At 46.2% G+C, this 19,289-nt stretch carries 12 protein-coding genes; 7 read left to right on the plus strand and 5 right to left on the minus strand.

Going from position 1 to position 19,289, the window contains the following annotated elements; genetic code table 11:
• The first annotated feature begins 147 nt into the window (after positions 1–147).
• Positions 148–2,127 carry a TolC family protein gene (locus tag NC994_RS20135; protein ID WP_190428461.1) on the plus strand — a complete coding sequence of 660 codons (1,980 nt, stop codon included), beginning with the start codon at positions 148–150 and terminating at the stop codon, positions 2,125–2,127.
• Positions 2,128–2,226: 99 nt separating this feature from the next.
• On the opposite strand, the gene NC994_RS20140 is transcribed toward NC994_RS20135, so the two are convergent.
• Complete coding sequence (locus NC994_RS20140) at positions 2,227–3,132, minus strand: ion channel (protein ID WP_190428462.1); 906 nt, start codon at positions 3,130–3,132, stop codon at positions 2,227–2,229.
• Between the two features lie 54 nt (positions 3,133–3,186).
• On the minus strand, positions 3,187–3,549 hold the full coding sequence (locus tag NC994_RS20145) for a helix-turn-helix domain-containing protein (protein ID WP_190410050.1): 363 nt from the start codon (positions 3,547–3,549) through the stop codon (positions 3,187–3,189).
• 287 nt (positions 3,550–3,836) lie between these two features.
• Here NC994_RS20145 and NC994_RS20150 point away from each other — a divergent pair, with 287 nt between their 5' ends.
• On the plus strand, positions 3,837–4,538 hold the full coding sequence (locus NC994_RS20150; protein ID WP_190410049.1) for an alternative oxidase: 702 nt from the start codon (positions 3,837–3,839) through the stop codon (positions 4,536–4,538).
• A 143-nt stretch (positions 4,539–4,681) separates the two neighbouring features.
• On the opposite strand, the gene NC994_RS20155 is transcribed toward NC994_RS20150, so the two are convergent.
• Positions 4,682–6,133 carry a YdiU family protein gene (locus NC994_RS20155; protein ID WP_190428463.1) on the minus strand — a complete coding sequence of 484 codons (1,452 nt, stop codon included), beginning with the start codon at positions 6,131–6,133 and terminating at the stop codon, positions 4,682–4,684.
• 215 nt (positions 6,134–6,348) lie between these two features.
• Between NC994_RS20155 and NC994_RS20160 the strand changes: the two genes are divergently transcribed.
• Entirely contained in the window at positions 6,349–6,849 is a 501-nt protein-coding gene (locus tag NC994_RS20160) for a GNAT family N-acetyltransferase (protein WP_190440446.1), read from the plus strand.
• A gap of 115 nt (positions 6,850–6,964) precedes the next feature.
• Here the strand turns inward: NC994_RS20160 and NC994_RS20165 are convergent, their stop codons facing one another.
• Positions 6,965–7,402: a hypothetical protein gene (locus NC994_RS20165; RefSeq protein ID WP_190410046.1), complete on the minus strand. Its 438-nt coding sequence runs from the start codon at positions 7,400–7,402 to the stop codon at positions 6,965–6,967.
• Between the two features lie 358 nt (positions 7,403–7,760).
• Here NC994_RS20165 and NC994_RS20170 point away from each other — a divergent pair, with 358 nt between their 5' ends.
• The gene (locus NC994_RS20170) at positions 7,761–7,982 is read left to right on the plus strand and encodes a hypothetical protein (RefSeq protein WP_190440448.1); all 222 of its coding nucleotides are present in this window, start codon (positions 7,761–7,763) and stop codon (positions 7,980–7,982) included.
• A 9-nt stretch (positions 7,983–7,991) separates the two neighbouring features.
• Here the strand turns inward: NC994_RS20170 and pbpC are convergent, their stop codons facing one another.
• On the minus strand, positions 7,992–10,400 hold the full coding sequence (gene pbpC, locus NC994_RS20175) for a penicillin-binding protein 1C (RefSeq protein ID WP_190440450.1): 2,409 nt from the start codon (positions 10,398–10,400) through the stop codon (positions 7,992–7,994).
• Positions 10,401–10,674: 274 nt separating this feature from the next.
• Here pbpC and NC994_RS20180 point away from each other — a divergent pair, with 274 nt between their 5' ends.
• The 3 genes from NC994_RS20180 to NC994_RS20190 all read left to right on the plus strand — a co-directional run bounded on the left by NC994_RS20180 (position 10,675) and on the right by NC994_RS20190 (position 19,099).
• A complete protein-coding gene (locus NC994_RS20180) occupies positions 10,675–11,985 on the plus strand; it encodes a glycosyltransferase (protein ID WP_190440451.1) in 1,311 nt (436 codons plus the stop codon).
• 381 nt (positions 11,986–12,366) lie between these two features.
• Positions 12,367–18,048, plus strand: a complete 5,682-nt coding sequence (locus tag NC994_RS20185; RefSeq protein WP_190440579.1) for an alpha-2-macroglobulin — start codon at positions 12,367–12,369, stop codon at positions 18,046–18,048.
• A gap of 343 nt (positions 18,049–18,391) precedes the next feature.
• On the plus strand, positions 18,392–19,099 hold the full coding sequence (locus tag NC994_RS20190) for a hypothetical protein (RefSeq protein ID WP_190440453.1): 708 nt from the start codon (positions 18,392–18,394) through the stop codon (positions 19,097–19,099).
• The last annotated feature ends 190 nt before the right edge of the window (positions 19,100–19,289 follow it).

Genomic DNA, 19,289 nt, shown 5'->3' on the forward strand with positions numbered 1-19,289 from the left:
GTGAAATACCAGTGGCTTTCTGATTCCTTGATTGAGGAACTGAAACATCCTTCTATTCCCATGCAACTTGTGTAACTTGTACGCTATATCTAGCGCCTTTGCGTAAGTCCTGATCTAAAATCAACCAGCTAAAAGCTACCCGCGATCATGCACAAGCACGACAACCCAAATGCCCAACCTCCAGTTTCTAGCGGTAGGTTTTTACCCCCTATCCGCTCTTCTTTTGGGGGTGTGGTTCTGCTTGTGACTGCAACTTTAGGCACGACATTAACGTTAGCCGTCCTTCTTAAGCTTCATTCAACGGCGGTAAGAGCGACGACTGCTAATGCTCGGACAGCGGCTCAGACACAGACGCCGGAACTCGCACGCCCGATTATGGTTCCGCCAACGGATAGAGCAAAGCTCAAAACGGCTCCAGTCTCAGAAAGTCCGGGGGTGAACATAGGCAAAGCAATAGTTTTAGGGGGAACTGGTGTAAAGAATGCGATCGCTCCTTCTTCTCTTTCCCCACTCGCAACTAAAACCAGTCCAACTTTTACGCTTAACGCCCAGCCAAGACAATTCCCACCCTCTCCAACTACTAGCCCGCCTTTACAAGGAGAGTTGGAGGGATCTAGTATCCCCCCATCGGCAAAAAGTATTCACCCCCAATCTTCGCCTCCCGTTGCCGCATCCCGGTCAATTTTAAAGGTGTTCTCTGGAGCCAGGAAACCAGCCGCTTTATTAGCTCAAGCGCAACCAAAACCCAACCAACAAGAAACCGTAACAACTGGGCGAGGGATTCAATTAACCCTAGCTGATGTTGTTATCTTGGTATTGCAAAACAATAAAGATATCAAAAACGCTTATTTAGAAAGAATCGCCCAAAGACAAGACTTAGCAGTGGCAGAAGATAGATTTGTCCCTGATTTTACGCCTAGATTATCATTTAATCTCGATCGCTTTGGTTCGGGTGGAAACACTAGCACGAATAGCGATCTTGGTGTTGGTGCCACTGTTGAGGTCACGGTTCCTACGGGAGGTAGGCTGAGTTTTGGTTGGGAAACGAACGGTCAAACGTCAAATATAAATAATTTCAATGTTGATAGAGATAACAATCTATTTGGCTCAAATCTTCAGCTACGTTTAACTCAACCTCTATTACGAGGTGCTGGTGTTGCAGTTAATCAAGCTCCTATTGAAATTGCTCGACTCGATGAAAGAGCAAATATTCAAGGTTTAAAATCAACTCTCATTAATACCATTACTGAAGCTATCTTAGTCTACCGCAATTTACTTAGAGCGCAGGAAAGACTGAATATTGAGCAGATTTCTCTAGAAAGCGCCCGCCAAATTTTAGAATTTAACCAAGCCTTGATTGAGGCTGGGCGACTCGCGCCAGTTGAAATTGTTCAAAGCCAGACAGACATTGCAAATAGAGAAGTCAGCTTGTTAGAGGCTCGGAATAATCTGGAGTCTGTCAAATTAACTTTGTTAGATATTCTAGATATCGAGCAAACTCTTAATATTGAACCTGTAGAAAAAATAGTATTGCAATCGAAGTCTTTAGATTTAAATAATCTAAAACAAATTGCCTTTCAAAACAGACCGGATTATTTGCAAGCACAGTTCAGCTTGGAAAGAACAAAATTTGAAAGATTAATTGCAGATAATAACCGGCGCTGGAACTTAGACTTAGATGCAGGTTACGGCGATTCCTTAGATGACACAACCCAACTAACAGCTGGGTTAATCTTGTCCCGTACCTTCGGCGATCTCACTGTGGAACGAGATTATCAACGAAGTCAAGTAAACTTCCAGAAAGCAGAAAATACTTTAGAAAGTCTGCGTCAAAGTATCGATATTGAAGTAACAGATAGAGTTAGAAATGTAAATCTAAGTCTTCGACAGGTGCAACTTGCCCAGCAAGCAAGGCAATTGGCTGAGAGAACACTACAAATAGAACAAGAAAAACTGAGATTGGGAAGAGGGTCAATTTTTCAGGTTGTGAGTTTTCAGAATAATTTAGTAGAGGCAAGAAACCGAGAACTAGATGCAACGATTGATTATCTCAATGCCTTGACAAATCTCGATCAATCTGTCGGTACCACACTGGAAACTTGGCAGGTGACAATTGAAAGAAAATGATATTAAGTCTCAGGAAAAAAACCATTGTTAAACTACCTGAGTCTCTGTCTCCAATAGGGTTTGCTGAACTTAGGCGAAGGGAAAACTATCTTTTTCCAGCTACTTATTAGCCCTGACAGATTCTATCGGCATCACATCATGAAAGCGGGTATAGTCGATCGAGCGCCGCCCGTCCGGCATCCTAGATAAGATGTCCACAAAACGCATATTCCACAGGATATCGGACGTGGCAAAGGAGTGACGGGCATGGATCGTCTGTGAAACGATTTCGTCTAACCCAGTCAGCATCACGACGATCTCGCTTTCCGACTCAGCCAGGGAGTCTACCGTAACCCCATAAAGCGGACTCGTCTCGTCAATCTGATGCATCACCGTCCAGCTCAATGCAAACATGGATGTATGACTGCGAACTAATTTGAGATCGTAAAACCGACGCATGAATTCTCCCTCCCGATTGACTTCGTTGCGAACTAAAGTCACCCGGATCTGCGCTTCTACAATTACGTCGCGCCGCTGGTTAGCCGTCCGAAACATCAGAGTCGGCACCCCATCATAGGGAGCGATCGCTGCCACGCGACTGAAAAGCACTCTCGCCGTTGGCACGGAGAACCGCGCAAATGCCAGTCCCGTCGCCATTGCCACTCCGAAAAGACCCGCCAGCGCTTCGACTGTCACCACCGCATTCGCGTAAGGCGTACGCGGATACATCGCACCGTAGCCGATAGTCGCCATCGTCTGGACGCTGAAAAAGAAGGCGTCAAGGAAGGAACCCGGTTGAGCGTTCTGGATGCAATCTCCTCCAGCTAGATAGATGAGGGCAAATACCGTGTTGGAGACTAAATACAACAGACTGAACAGCGCTAAGAACCATCCCCAGGAAAGGGTAAGCAGCAAATGATATAGATCGCCCCGATGAAATCCCGATACCCCTCGCCGCACGATGTTCAACTGCCCATCCCGGCTCACAAAGCGCGTTAATGAGGGCGAACGATATCTTTTGCCCATCTTTTGCCCATAGATTGTTGTTATTAGGAATCGGCGTCACGCAGGCGACCTTTCCTAGAAAGCTATCCCATCAAGAGGACAAACACAAGCATCTCGGTTGAGCCATCGTTCTCCCACCTGCTTTAGCGCTGTCATCACGGGTTGAATTTCTCGCCCCTTCTGGGTGAGCGAATACTCTACGCGGGGAGGAATTTCTGCGTAGACTCGGCGTTCCACTAAACCATACTCTTCTAGTTCTCTGAGCCGTATCATCAACGTTTTGGTGCTAATTCCAGGCAATGCTTCTAGGAACTCGTGGGTACGGCGATCGCTTGTAAACAACTCTCTGAGAATCAGAATAGACCATTTACTGCCGATTAAGTCCACGGTGAACTGGATTGGGCATTTTGTCTCTATGCACTGGCTGCTGTTAAGCATTGATGCCTCTAGATATCGCTCTTTTCTTTGCTTATTCTGACCAATCTTCTGAACAGAGGGACGCTGAAGTTAGCTCCCGCCAAATATTTTAATCTTTCTTAATAAAGCTCTGGACAAGTTGCAGCGAGTCAATCTTTTACTTTTGGTAACTATAGTGTCCTTCCAGCCACTGTCAGATTTACGGATTTTCTATTTTTAGAAGTTGAGTAGGATGCAAATAGAAAGAACGAACAGCCTTCCTTTCCGCTCAACTTCTTCAATAAATCAAAATATTTGGGGTTTTTCAAATGATTCGATTACTTGTCGGTGTATTAGTCTTTGTTATCAACACAATTTACCGCGATCGCCCTTATCCCCGTTTTTACGTCCTAGAAACAGTTGCTCGTGTTCCTTACTTTGCCTATTTATCAGTTTTGCACCTTTACGAAACAGTTGGAATGTGGCGCAGAGCAGATTGGTTAAAAGTTCACTTTGCGGAATCTTGGAACGAACTCCATCACCTCCTGATTATGGAATCTTTAGGGGGTAATCAGCAGTGGTTCGATAGATTTTTAGCACAACATACTGCTTTACTTTATTATTGGGTGATCGTTGTTCTTTACATTCTCTCGCCTCGTTCTGCCTACAATTTCATGGAATTAGTTGAAGGACACGCTTATCATACTTACGATACATTTTTGCAAGAAAATGAATCAGAATTAAAAGCTACATCTGCCCCACAAATTGCCATCAATTACTATCGAGACGGCGACTTGTATATGTTCGATGAGTTTCAGACTGGAGGAGTTCCAGAAGAACGCCGTCCCGTCATTAACAACCTCTACGATGTGTTTGTAAACATTCGAGATGATGAAGCGGAACACGTCAAGACAATGATAGCTTGCCAGAAGCCTGATGCTCAATTAACCTTCAAGAGTCCCCATACGATAGAAGTAGGTGGAACATTTCTCGCCCCAAATGAAGAAGTTAAATCAGTTGTTGTGCAATAGGATTCGCTGATAAAAAGATAAAGGGAGAGATATTGTGAATATCTCTCCCTTTATCTTTTTTGAAGGATTTAAAAACGGCTGTATCTCGTTTTTGTCAATACATTAACGCCATTTATCACCACAGGAAAAACAAGTAATGAAAATTAAGCGATCGCATTCTTGTGAAATCTCAGTCGCTCAATCAATTCATAAAACGGTGTCCAGTTATCTTCTTGGTCAATTTTCTCCCAAATCGCTTCTATTTCTGGTCTAACTAACGCAGTTTTAGGATTATGACGACCCAGCCGTGCTGCTATATTATCCAGTTCGCTATCTGGGAAACTGAGTAAAGTTTGCAGGTATAAATTTCTCCAGTCTTCCAATAATGCTGTAGCCTCAGGCGCATTCAAAAATCCATCTGCTTTCAGAATGTTTGTCGCATCATCACGCCAATTGCGGTCAAACTGATTTGTTACTTCCCAAAAGAAACTGTGATAGCTTACTTGTGTTTCTACCAGGAGTTTCAGAGTTTGCATCACTAATTCTTCTGCGGCTAAATCGGGCAGATTCTCGAATCCCAATTTACCGATCATCCGCGCGGTGTAAGTTCGGTTATAATGCTCGGCAAATTGGGATAGGGCAACTTCCATCTCTGCCATAGGAATAACCGCAGATAGGGGTTGTTGGAGCATTTCTAAATTGAGCTGGCAAATCCCTGGTTGATTGCTGTAGCTGTAGCGTCCGTAATAGTCAAAGTAGGCAGCAGTAAATTTGGGATCGTAGGTGTTAATAAAAGCGTAGGGACCATAGTCGAAACTTTCCCCAGTAATAGACATATTATCGGTGTTTAAAACCGCATGACAAAACCCAACGGACATCCATTGAGCAACAAGTTCTGCAACCCGCTTGACTAATTCTGCATAAAACAGAATGTAGCGGTCTTGCTTATCTTTGAGGTGAAAATAGTATTGCTCAATTACATGGTCTAAAAGCTTTTCGATTAAATCCTTGCGTCCAAAAAAGTGCAACCGTTCAAATGTACCAAAACGAATGTGGGAACGGCTGAAACGAATCATTACCGAGGATCTTGTTGGAGAAGGTTCATCGCCTCGCCAGAGTCCTTCTCCCGTTTCAATCATCGATAAGCAGCGGGAAGTACGCACTCCTAAATAGTGAAGCGCTTCAGCAGCTAAAACTTCTCTAACGCCACCTTTAAGCGTGAGTCTACCATCGCCGCCTCTAGAATACGGAGTCGTACCAGACCCTTTCGTTCCAAAGTCATAAAGTTCGCCATCCGTACCGCGCACTTGTCCGTAGAGAAATCCTCTGCCATCGCCTAAGCGAGAGTTATATTCTCCAAATTGATAGCCGTGATAACGCAAAGCTAAGAACGGTTTGACTCCTTGAAACATCCCAAATGCTTCGATAAAATCATCGTCTGTCACCGTGTCTGGTTTCAGTCCCAATATTGGTAATAATTCATCGTTGCGAAAGCGCAGAATATATTTAGGAAAGTCTGCCGCTGCTACTCGATCAAAATAATCATCGCCTAAAGCTTCTAAGGCAGACTCATAATTGAGATTTACAAAAGGATTGGAAAACTTTTCAGGAGTCATAAGTTACTAAAATACCCAATGAATGTAATTCGTGCCTATACAAACATACGGACTGAAACAAACATTATAAAGACTGCGTAGGCAGTCTTTGTTTGTATAGCGCCAGACTTTAGTCTGTTAGCGAAGCGGCACGAAGTGCGCGCACCTTTGCCAGATGTTTCATTTCTATGCTACGGATAAGCAAGTATACAGTTTCAGCATCAAAAGACTGAAATATGCTTATTCGTCCTGCTACACCTGCTGACGTGCCATCTGTCCTCCCGATGGTTGCCAAGATTTGTGCCTTGCATGAAGCTTGGGATTCGGCAAAGTATGGATTCTTGCCGAATCCAGAGTTGCGTTATGAGAAGTGGTTGAGTCGGATAGCGTCTAGTGCATCGCTGGATGCGTCACCGCAACGCGATCGCAATATCTTCATAGTCGCTGAGGCTGAAAATAAGCAAGTGGTGGCGTTTCTGGTGGCGACGGTTGAACGGGAAATCCCGATTTACCGTTTACAAGAATATGCTTTTATTCACGACCTCTGGGTTGAAGAGGAATATCGCCAAGCTGGAATTGCGAAGGCGATGGTGATGCAGGCGATTGAACGCTTTAACTCGATTGGAGTCAAACAAATTCGCCTCGATACGACTGTTGCTAACGAGGCGGCGCGGCGATTATTTTCTTCCTGCGGCTTTCGCGTCAGTACGATAGAAATGCTGATTGAATTAGGCTGATACCAAGAGAACGGCTTTTTTTGTAAGTAGAGGCATCGGGTTGAACAGCTCTACCGTACTCTACACTCTTGTTTGGACAGCGACCCGCACCAGAGTGTGACCGTTCCCTTCTCGTTCAGACCAAGGTGTGTTTTTCGAGAAGCTTAGCCAATCCCGGTATCCCTTCCTCCACGTTTTTCTTAGCCGAGCCGCGCAATTTTTTATAGGTACCCAATACGAGGCTGCTTCTGACGCTCTCCATCCTGGCATCGGTAACGCTCAGGATAGCATCTGCTGCGGGAGAGCGGCTGGCAATGAAGTGCGCGACTGGATCTCCTTTCTGGACACTCTCGCTCCAAATGGGATCGAGTGCTGTACACCATCCTGGCAGGAACTGCTCGACAGCGTAGCCAATGTACCCTGGCTTTATACCCTTGACGGCGTTGTAGCCTGCCTTTATGGCAAGACCAGATATACCTGACTTGGAAGCGACCTCCTCATCGAGCAATTTGCAGAAGTCATCTACAACTTCAGCCTTTTTGCTTGGGTTCAAGAGCTGGTCGCTAAGTGCCATTTCGATCCTCCTAAGTGTAAAAGCGCTGGATTTTGATTCCACTAATTGTTTAGGGAAAAGACAGAATAGATGCTATCACAGTTACAAACTGTTATAAAGAAAAACTTAAGCGCATAGTTAATCTGGGGGAAGCGATCGCCCCTATCTTCTACCTGTTACAACAAGGGTGTCAATGCGGGTATTGCATAATTTGGCAAGATTGCACCAAAAAATTTTGTATTCTTCAAAGTCGATTGAGATTACGACTAATCAATCAAACTTGCTATGACTAATGCCCTGCGGGTAATTTAGCACTAGAGCCTTTCCCTAACAGGACTTACGCAGTTAATTAGTGAATGCATAATTTTATCGTAGGGGCATGGCAATCAAAAAGCCCCTACAGCGTGTTGACGTGCGTAAGCCCTACCTGAAACTGACTCAGGCTAGATTTGAATATCTTCAGCAACTCCGCCAGACAACTCATGCCAAAATTGCTCAAATGTTTGTCAATTTGTCAGAGGATCAGCTACTGCGTGTAATACAAGGACTGGCAATCATTAACGATGTGTTTGAGGGCAAGGCATCCGAACCACCCAGTTAATACTACGGTTTAATTTGACTTGAGCGAGAAACCCCGGCGTGTCTGCCGATATTTACCTAACTGCACTTGGAAACTTACCGTATCAGTCTTTTCCCCACTTCTTGCTTCCAAAATCCACTGACCGGGACGAAGCTGCCAAAATAGGGAATTCGATGGCTGCGTTGCCAGTTTTTCCCCATTCAACCACCACTCTACTGACTGGCTGCGCGTTCCAGCGACTTTAAACTCTAGTTGTTGCATTTCTGTCTGTACATTCTCTGTACCTTTGGGATTCGTTTTTTCACCTGGGTGCAATAAGAAAACATCGCCATTGTGAGGAGACAAAATCTTGACGCCACTAGAGACAAAACTTGGTTGATGCTGCCTTGCTAACCACTCATCGTACTCTGGAGGCAACTTTGCAGTCCCTGACTGACGCTCATAATCGCTAATATCTTCTGCGTAAAAATATTCTTGCACTACTGAGGGACAATCTGGGGTAGGGCGTAAGCCAGAAATTGCACAGATTGGGCGTTGCACCAGATTTTCTGGAGGGGGAAAGATGGCAGGTTCTCGATTCTGATGGAGGTGTAACATGATGCGATTCCAGAGGGGTGCTGCACCTGTCACCCCCGAAACTTGTCGCATGGGATCGCCGTTAAAATTGCCCACCCACACGGCTACGGTGTAGTCGGTGGTAAACCCAACCGTCCAAGTATCTCGAAAATCCGAGGAAGTGCCTGTTTTAACTGCTGCGGGGAATGGTAAAGCTAGCACCGAGTCTACCCCAAAGGCACTTGCACGAGCATGGCGATCGCTTAACATATCCGCAATTAATCCCCAGGTTGAAGGGTTAGCAGATGGCAGCCTGGAAGGTCTTCGGTTGCTATATGGCAGGTTGGAGAATGTTGTGACTAGCGGGGTGGCTTCTCCACGTCTTGCTAAAGTAACATACGCCCTCGTTAACTCCCATAAACTGACTTCACCGCTACCCAAAATTAGTCCCAATCCGTAATGTTCGGGCGACCGATTTAAATGCTCAAACCCTAATTGATGCAGATGATTTAGAAAATTTTGCACGCCAACTTTTTCTAATACCCGCACCGCCGGAACATTCAGGGAATTTGCCAAAGCTACGCGAACTCGTACTGGCCCTAAAAAAGTTTCATCATAATCTGTAGGACTGTAGAGTTTCGCGCCGGGAATCGCGTAATGTGTTGGCACATCCGCCAAGATAGTATTCGGGCGAATCGTGCGGTTTTGTAGGGCATATTCATATAAAAAAGGCTTCAAAGTAGAACCGGGTTGACGTAATGCCTGTACCCCGTCGTTGCGACCGAGTTGTGCTTCATTAAAGTAATCGGGAGAACCCACATAAGCCAAAACTTCCCCCGTGTGGTTGTCAATGACTAAGGCAGCAGCATGATGAACATTATTGGGGGTGAGGGTACGAATCACTTGCTGCACTTGCGCTTCCACAAATTGCTGCAAAGGGCGATCGATGCTGGTGCGGATCTGGGACATCCGATTGGGGATAGCGCTTTCTGGGGCTTTGCTCGAAGATTTTTGATTTTGAATTGAAGAATTAGATAGTTGATTAGATACCCAAAATAAAAAATGAGGGGCGGCAATAATTCCCTGTTGTCTCGGTGCTAGGGAAATCTCTTCTTTGTAAGCTCGATCTGCTTGTGCGCGAGTAATATAACCGTCTTCAACCATGCGATTCAGAACATAAATCTGCCGCTTTTTAAGGCGTTTCCAATGGTCGTAGGGATTGAAGTAAGTGGGATTATTCGGAACAGCAGCGAGAAGACTTGCTTGGGCAAGATTAAGTTCGCTTGCTGGAATATCGAAATAGTTACGGGATGCAGCTTCTAACCCATAGATATTCCCCCCCATTGGCAGGCGATTGATGTAAGCAGAGAGGATTGCATCTTTATTCATCCCGGCGGCGATGCGCCAAGATAGCCAAATTTCGCGCAACTTGCCCGGTAAGGTGCGGGGAACGGGATCTAACATCCGCGCTAGTTGCATCGTAATCGTGGATGCACCGGAGGTAATCCTTTTCGCCTGAAGTGAATCTTTAAGCGATCGCGCTACAGCCTTCAGATCCAGCGCCCCGTGATGATAATATGAGCCATCTTCAGCAGCTAGAATCGCGTTGATAAAGTGGGGCGAAACTTGATTCAGCGGCACCACAGCGGTATGCTCTTGGTCGCGGGTCAGCAATCTTCCTAAAGGAAGTCCATTGCGATCGCTAAATTCAATCGCTTGCGTATCCTGGGCAATATCTTTGGCACGAACGGGTGCCAGATAAGGAAGCGATCGCACGGTTAAACCCAGCAACACTAAAGCCAAGAATCCGCGAAATTTCTTGTTTCTCCCCCAACGCCAAAAGAGTTCCTGCATTTGGATTTGCCACTGCTTGGGTTGTCTCATCGCTTAACCCTTTCGCCAACGAAGACTTACCCCCTTATCTTCATTGTGGCGATCGCCTTTACCGGATGAGGGTGTTTTTAGGGGATGCGCGATCGCATCTTCCCTCTAAGCGCTTGAAACTGGCAGATGGTACGCTTCCACCTCAAGAGAATGATGAGTAATTCTTCCTAATCATCCACTAGGGTCAGCCAATCGGATGAAGCAAGTACCCTTAAACCGCCGTAGTTTTGTAGTAATACAAGTAACTCATCTATAAAAAGATACGGTAGCCATTATGAAGATTGTTCTGCACACTTATGGTTCGTTAGGCGATTTGCATCCTTATATAGCGATCGCCCTAGAATTAAAGGCACGCGGGCATCAAGCAGTAATTGCCACAGCTGGGTTCTACCGTAACAAAATCGAAGCGGCTGGTCTTGAGTTCCACCCAGTCCGTCCCGATTTTCCCACAGACGTTGAACAGCAACGAGAACTTGTGCGTCTGATCATGGACAAGCAAAACGGTACAGAATACGTCTTTCGCCAAGCAATCTTACCCTATGTCCAAGAAACTTATGAGGATCTGATGTCGGCAGTGCGCGATGCAGACCTGTTGGTGACACACCCCCTCAGCTTCGCAGCAACGCCCGTTGTTGAGAAAACGGGAATTCGTTGGGTTTCCAGCGTACTGTCTCCGATGTCGTTCCTCTCCGCCTACGATCCCCCAGTGGTGGCGACTTTCCCCAGTTGGCTGAATCTACGCATACTTGGCCCTGGGTTTAATGGAGCGCTCATCCGCCTCGCCAAAAATCGTTTCAGCTCGTGGGATGAACCCCTGCGACAGTTACGGACACAGCTTGGTTTATCTCCCCTTGCCGATTCTATGTTTGAAGGGATGAACTCCCCCGACTTAGTGCTGGCTTTATTTTCAGAAGCTCTCGCAACTCCTCAACCCGACTGGCCAAAACAGACTTGCGTTACCGGATTTACTTTCTACGATCGCAATGGCGATACTGGTCTATCTCCGGAACTGGCATCATTTTTGGATGCGGGAGATCCGCCAATTGTGTTTACTTTGGGAAGTTCCGCCGTGTGGGTTGCTGACAAGTTTTACCTCGAAAGTGCCAAAGCTGCCTTAAAGTTGGGTCATCGGGCTGTATTGCTGGTTGGCAACAATAACCCCTCTCTGCCAAAAGAGTTGCAATCTAAAGATATTGCTATTTTTGACTACGCTCCCTACTCGGAACTGTTTCATCGGGCTGCTGCTATTGTGCATCAAGGAGGCGTGGGCACAACCGCGCAGGTATTGCGTTCCGGTCGCCCGATGTTGGTCGTACCCTTTAGTAACGACCAACCAGACAATGCTGCACGGATTACTCGTTTAGGAGTCGGACGGACTATTGATCGCGATCGCTACACTGCTTCTCGTGCGGCTAAGGAACTCGATCGCCTATTACGCGAACCTCGCTACCAGGCTAAAGCCGCAGAAGTTGGCAATAAGGTACGAGCAGAAAACGGGGTTAAAGTTGCCTGCGATGCAATCGAAGCACAATTGAAAAAAGATAAGAACGCTACGCTTCATAGTGCGCCCGTCACCGCTATCTAATCAAAAGGTGAATAGCAATCCTATTAAAGTTGTGAGATGCCAGTAGTTCAGATCCCGAACTTCTTCAAGAAGTCCGGGATCTCGCCTTTAGGAATCATTTAATGCGCTCAACCAAGTGTGAGTAGCGTTAGCTCAGCATAAAGTAAAGATTTTAAGCGTAATGATTCAGCTACCCGGAAGGTTGAGTAGTTGAGATGTAGACCTCTTGTTAGTGAGTCATGTAGGGGTAACTCTTGTGGTTTACCCTCCGATGAATTACCTGCAATGAGGGAAAAAGTCATGCCAGTTTCAATTCCTGATACAGATTCGCTGTCTTCCCTTCATGCACAGGATAGTACAGATAAATCCTTTCAACAGATAGGCACAATCGTGAGAATTTGGATGCGGTTTCTGGTTGTCGTAGCATTTGTACTGGGAATAGCCGGATGTGGCGTGATTAATCTCTCTGGAAATGAACCACTTCCAGCAGTTCCTTCTCTAGCGACGCCGCAACTCCCAGACTGGATTGAGGAAATTAGTCCATCTGGGGAGGTTGAACCTTTAGCGCAGATTCGCATCCGATTTAAAGATGCTTTGATTCCTGTTGAGAGTCTTGATAGCCCCGATCAACAGCAAAAGCTAAAACAATTTGAGATTTTGCCGCCGCTACCGGGACAATTTCGATTTTTGACGCCGCGAATGGTGGGATTTCAAGCCAACAAAGCATTGCCGAAAGCGACGCGAGTCAGAGTCACTCTGAAAGCTGGTTTGGCGGATCTAAAAAATCATCGTTTAGAGAAGGATTTGGCGTGGACTTTTAATACCGAACCGATTAAACTAACTAATTTACCGACTACTAATCCTGAAAATCCTGATAATCAAGCTATTGATTTAAAGCCAACTCTAAAATTTAACTCAAATGTAGAACTGGATATCGCTTCAGTCCAAGAGCATTTGAAGCTAATTCCGGAAGGAAAACAGAAGGATATACGGCTGAAAGTTGACTTAGAAAAAAAAGAGACACCGTTAGAGAATGAACAGCCACAGGAGAAACTTGACCCTTCAACCCGCAACTGGACATATGATTTAGTACCGCAGCAGACTTTAGAAAAAGCGACTCGTTACCGCTTAGAATTTTCTCCGGGTTTGCATCCTATTCGGGGTAATCTGCCCAGCGAGATGTCTTATGTTAGTCAGCTAGCCACTTATTCGCCTTTGAAATTACTCATAATTAAATATTACGGAGTACCCGATGCTGGAGGTACTTATGGTCGGTTTGTCAAAGGAAGTCCTCAACTGCAATTTAATAACGGGCTTGATGCAAATTCAGCGATTGAGAATATTACTGTAACTCCTGCGCCAAAAGAAACTCCTAAATTGGTTCAAGTTCCTGATGGAGAAAGTCTTGTTAGTCTCAACCCTTGGGCATTAGAACCTGCCACTACTTATACAATTACTATCGGTAAAAAACTTAAGGATAAGTTTGGTCAAACATTGGAAAAGCCAGTTACGCTCAAATATGAGACAGGCGATGTAGCTGGAGATATTTGGGTACCATCAAATCTAAATATTTTCCCATCTGGTAAAGATTTACAGTTAAATGTTTCTACTGTGAACTTGCCGGAATCAAAGTATAAAGCGGCTTATCGAGTATTGCAGCCGACAGATTTAGTTTATGTAGATTCCGCTTATCCCAAAGGCGATGGGAATGATTTATTACCGAATCCCAATTCTTGGCAAAGTGTCAAGGTATCGAGTAAGAAAAATCAGTTAATCGATGTAGCTGTTCCTATCCGAGAAAAACTGGGTACTGGTACGGGAATGTTAGCTTATGGGGTTCAGGCGCGAACTAATCGTTATGAAGAAAATGGTAAGCAACAATGGCGCGAACCGACGACTTATGGAATGGTGGAATTGACTAATTTGGGAGTGTTTGCACAGTGGTTCCCTGATTCGGGATTGATTCGCGTGCATCATCTCTCAGATGGTTCTCCCGCAGCAGATGCACCTGTAGAGATTTATGAGTCGAAATTGGAGGCGAAATCTCGCCCTCAACCCGTACCTTGTGCATCAGGGAAAACGGATGAAGCGGGGACATTACTGTTGCTTCGTGAGGATATGCAGCAATGCACAAAATCCAGAAATGGATTTGAACAAGGGCCTAAATTGCTCGTAATTGCCCGCGAAAATCAAGATTGGGCATTTGTCCGCACGGAAGAATATAGCGGTGCTTATGGGTATGGTGTTGATGCTGGATGGGATGATGGGAAGCCAGTCTCACGGGGGGTAATCTTCTCGGATAGACAGCTTTACCAGCCAGGGGAAAAAGCATCGTTTACGGGTTTTGCCTACTACTTACAAAATGGAAATATCCAGCAGGACAAAAATGCTAGCTATAAAGTCACTCTCTTAAATCCAGATGGTGAAAAAACGGATTTAGGTACTCAAACAACCAATGAATTTGGCAGCTTTTCTCTAGAAGTGCCGTTTAAGACTAATCAACCGCTTGGCTACTATTCGATTCAAGCGAAAGGCAAAAGTGGCGTAGAGGTTTTGGGTGACTTTCGGGTTGCCGAGTTTAAACCGCCTAATTTTAAAGTAGAGCTAAATCTAGATAAAGAATTTGCTCTAAAAGACCAGCAAGTTGAAGCGAAATCCACGAGTAATTACTTATTTGGTGCGCCTGTAGAAGGCGGGAAGGCGGAATATTACGTCACGCGATCGCAATCTGATTTTAAACCGAAAGGGTGGGAGCAATTTTCCTTTGGGCGACAGTGGTTTTGGCCTGAGGAAAGCCCGACTGTTTCTAGTGATGTGTTGCAATCAAACCAGGTATTAGATGGTAGGGGGAACAGCCAAATTGTCAAGATAGCGAAGGATGTGCCTTACCCGATGACTTATCGGGTGGATGTGCAAGTCTCCGATGTGTCGAATTTGTCAGTATCGGATTCTAAGACATTTACGGTATTGCCAAGCGATCGCTTAATCGGTTTACAATCCAATTTCGTCGCGGATGCGCTTCAAGCTTTCCCCGTCCAAGTTATCGTTACCGATCCTACAGGCAAGGCGATAGAAGGACAACGGGTGCGCGTGGAACTGCAACAGATGAAATTTAGCAGCGTCACGCGGGTGGTAGAAGGCAGTAATACTGCTAAAAATCAGGTTGAATATAAGACAGTTGCACAGACCGAAGTAAAATCTGGAACCAGTCCTCAATCTGTCTCTCTCACACCTCCGGAATCGGGTTCTTACCGCATCCGAGCAAACTTTGCCAACACAAAGGATGAAGTTACCGCAACCGATTTGCAGATTTGGGCGACGGGTGGCAATGCGGTGAGTTGGGGAGAAAGCGATCGCGATCGCTTAGAAGTCAAACTCGATAAAGACACCTATAAACCGGGTGAAACGGCTACCGCTTTAATTCAATCTCCTTATCCGGAAGCCGAGTTATATTTTGCCGTTGTCCGCGACAAACCCCTGTACAAGACAATTACCAAAGTGAAAGGGGGTGCGCCGCAAATTCAATTTCAGGTGACACCGGAAATGTTGCCAAATGCCGCAGTAGAAGCGGTATTAGTTCGCCAAGGCGTTCCCCTAAGTCAAGTGGAACCTGGAAGCTTAGAAAACTTGGTGCGGATTGGGTTTGCTCCTTTTAAAACTAACTTGGATGATAAGTATTTAAAAGTCCAAGTTACCCCCATTCAAACGCAACTAGAACCGGGTGTCCCAGAAACCGTACAGCTAGAACTCAAGGATGCACAAGGCAACCCAGCCCAAGGACAGTTTACCGTCATGGCGGTAAATGAAGCGGTGCTGCAACTGAGCGGTTATCGTCCGCCGGATTTGGTGCAGACTGTTTATGCAGAGCAGCCGATTTCAACTCGATTTAGCGATAATCGTCCTAATGTGGTGGTGCAACCAACCTCAATGACGAAACCGAAAGGTTGGGGTTATGGCGGGGGACAATCAGCAGGCGCAGCGAATACCCGCACCCGCAAGGATTTCCAAGCCTTAGCTTACTACAACGGTTCTGTTCTCACAGACGCGACAGGGAAGGCAGAGGTGACATTTAAGTTGCCGGATGACTTGACAACGTGGCGGGTGATGGCAGTTGCTACCGATGGTAATCTGCACTTTGGCAACGGCGAAGCGACATTTATCACCACGAAACCCCTGCTGTCTAACCCTATATTGCCGCAGTTTGCACGTCCGGGCGATCGCTTGGAAGCTGGCTTATCTGTCACGAACAATACCCAACAAACCGGAAATTTGGCAATCAATGGTGTGGCGAATGGTTCTCTTCAGTTTGCAAATAAACCCGCTAATCTGCAAACCAAAGCAGAATCTGGCACTCGTGCGTATCGCTTTCCTATCGTGGCGGGTAGTGCGGGTAAATCTCAGGTGAAGTTTACCACTCAGTTGAATGGAACCGCTGATGCGTTTGAAGTGCCTTTGGAGGTGAAAGCGCTAGAGATTACCGAACAAGTCGTAGAAAGCGGTACAACTACGAATCAGGTAAAAATTCCCCTGAATGTGGATAAAAAGGTTGTCCCTGATGCGGGAGGTTTGGAGATTTCCCTTGCCAGTACGCTAATACCAGAAATTACCGCACCAGCGCGTCAAGTATTGCAGGATGAGCAATTGCCATTTTTGGAACCGGCGGCGAGTCAATTAGCGATCGCATCCAGCTTGCAAACGCTTTCTCAAAAATACGGTCAAACCTTTGCACAATTCAATCCGACTCAACAAGCGAACCAATCTCTAGAACACCTACAAAAACTCCAGCAACCGGATGGTGGATTCGCCGCTTGGCCTGGTCAACAGAAGTCCGATCCGTTAGTATCTCCTTACGCAGCTCAAGCTTTAGCAAGAGCCTCGAAAGCGGGACTGACGGTAGAACCGAGAATGGTGTCTCGCTTGACGACTTACTTGAAGAAAATTCTTGCAGATCCCGGTCAATACGATTTTTGTAAGCAACCACTCTGCAAGAATCAGGTGCGACTAGAAGCACTCTCTGCTTTGGCGGAACTGGGAGAAAAGCGCAATGACTTTCTTGCAGACATTTACGCACAGCGCAGTCAATTCGATCCGGTTACGCAGATTAAGCTGGCGCATTACCTGTCTCAGTTCCCAGAGTGGCAAGAAGAATCTCAAATGTCGAAACAATTTCAGCAGAATATTTATCAAACGGGTCGCACTGCTACGGTAAATTTACCCCAAGGTTTATCTTGGCTCAACTCGCCAACAACAGCGCAAGCTCAAGCTTTGCGCCTTGCGATCGCGCAAAAGAGTAACCCAGAAATCTTAGATCGGTTGTTGCAAAGTCTCCTCGCACTGCGACGAAATGGCACTTGGCAGAATACCTATGACAACGCTCAAGCACTCACGGCTTTGGTGGAATATAGTCAGACGCAGCCAACACCGCCTAACTTTGCCGCAACGGTGAAACTCGCTGGCAAAAAATTGACATCGGCGCAGTTTAAGGGATACACCAACCCCAGCCAGGATCTTAAGGTGCCGATGACCCAGTTGCCACGCGATCGCCACGATCTGATTGTGCAAAAATCTGGTCAAGGCACGTTGCACTACTTGGTTGCCTACCGCTATCGCCTACAGGGAAATCAACCGGGAAGATTTAACGGCTTACGGGTGACACGCGAAATCCGTCCCGCTAATGAAGAAAAGGTGTTGCGAAAGCTCAGCCTCTATGCTTCTGATGAGCCGTTGACGGTGAAAAGCGGTCAGGTGTTTGATATCGGTTTGGAGATTATTACCGATCGTCCCGTGAATCGTGTGGTCATTAGCGATCCGCTCCCAGCCGGGTTTGAGGCAGTCGATGCGAGTTTCCAAACTTCTACGGCTGCATTACAGGCAAAAGAGGATAACTTTGGCTTCAAGACGATTTATCGCGATCGCATTGTTGCCTATAGCGATCGCCTGGAAGCTGGAGTTTACTCCCTGCACTACCTCGTCCGTTCTGTCACTCCAGGTACCTTTCTATGGCCTGGTGCAGAAGCTCATCTACAGTCTGCCCCAGAAGAGTTTGGACGCTCAGCTTCTTCTACTTTGAAAGTGTCGGATTAGAGTAGTTCGGAAATTGACATTATGTTCTCTCTCCTGGCTCTTATCTAAATCCGCCTAATTACCCAAAATACCCTGAAACCCCACCCTGCGCTCGCCTGCGGCTGGCTCCGGCTCCCCTCCCCGCAAGCGGGGAGGGGTTGGGGGTGGGGTTCCAAGACACTACTCTCCAAGCCAGATTTTTGCCTAGTTTTGCCTTTTGTGTAACTTTTGCCTTTTAACTTTTGCTTGTTTGCCGATTAGTTTTGCCGCGATCGCCCTTTCTTTGCAAAGATTAGTTAGATTGTTATGCCACAACGGCAGTTATGGCGATATCAAGACTAAGTAAATTCATAAGGGAAGCAACATGGCTGGAAAAACAATAAATAGTAGTGCCAGTGGTTTTCTTGTTGTCCTCTTGCCATTGGCGTTTGCGATCGCCTTCCTGTTTGTAGCATGGCCTGTAGTGCTGGCACTGGTGTTGGTGGGTATCTGTTTAAGGCTTTGGCAAAACTATCAATGGCAAAAGTGGAGCCAGCAAGTCAATCCCTTTTTTCATCAGCTGATTCAGGAAACCCAAGGGCGCGTTACAGCACTCGACTTGGCAATGAAAGCGAATCTCTCTGGAGCAGCAGCGCAGCGGTACTTGGATACAAAAGCCCAAGAATTTGGAGCAAGTGCCCTTGACTATCAAGACAAAGGCAAAGTGTATTACTTTATCACTGCCAACACTTTAGGTAGCATCTTTGATGACAGCGAACCTTCCAGCCAATCTTATGTCAATGATGCTCCAGAAGCTGTGGCACCTGCCCGCAAAGAGCAGCAACCACAGGAATTAGCTGATGACGAGGAGTTTGAGGAACCTGAAAACGAACCCACTGACGAACAGAGGGCTTCTAAAGCGCTGATTCAATCTGAACTGGCAAGGCGGCTGGATGTTCATTCCAGTACCATTTACAAACGCAGAAGTGAGCCATACTTCGCAGATTGGAGCCAGGGTCGAGATCCAGAAGGAATATCCTGGAGATTTGAACCCGACAGCATGCTGTTTTTTCCCATCGAAACCGAGTTTTAAAAGGAAAGCTGAACCGGCTCCAAGGTAAAAGACAAATTTTCTGGAAAGAGGCTCAGTTTAGAAGGGCAAAAAGGGTAAGGGAATCATCCCTTGCCTTTTGCCGTTTTTAGGGGATCTGCTTGCCAACAACTTGCCTATAACACGGTTATCCCTCCCTAGAGGATTGAGAAGCATTAAGAAATTAAAATGA

Origin of the sequence: Trichocoleus sp. AS-A1 (genome assembly GCF_039962015.1) — a bacterium.
GTDB lineage: Bacteria > Cyanobacteriota > Cyanobacteriia > Cyanobacteriales > FACHB-T130 > FACHB-T130.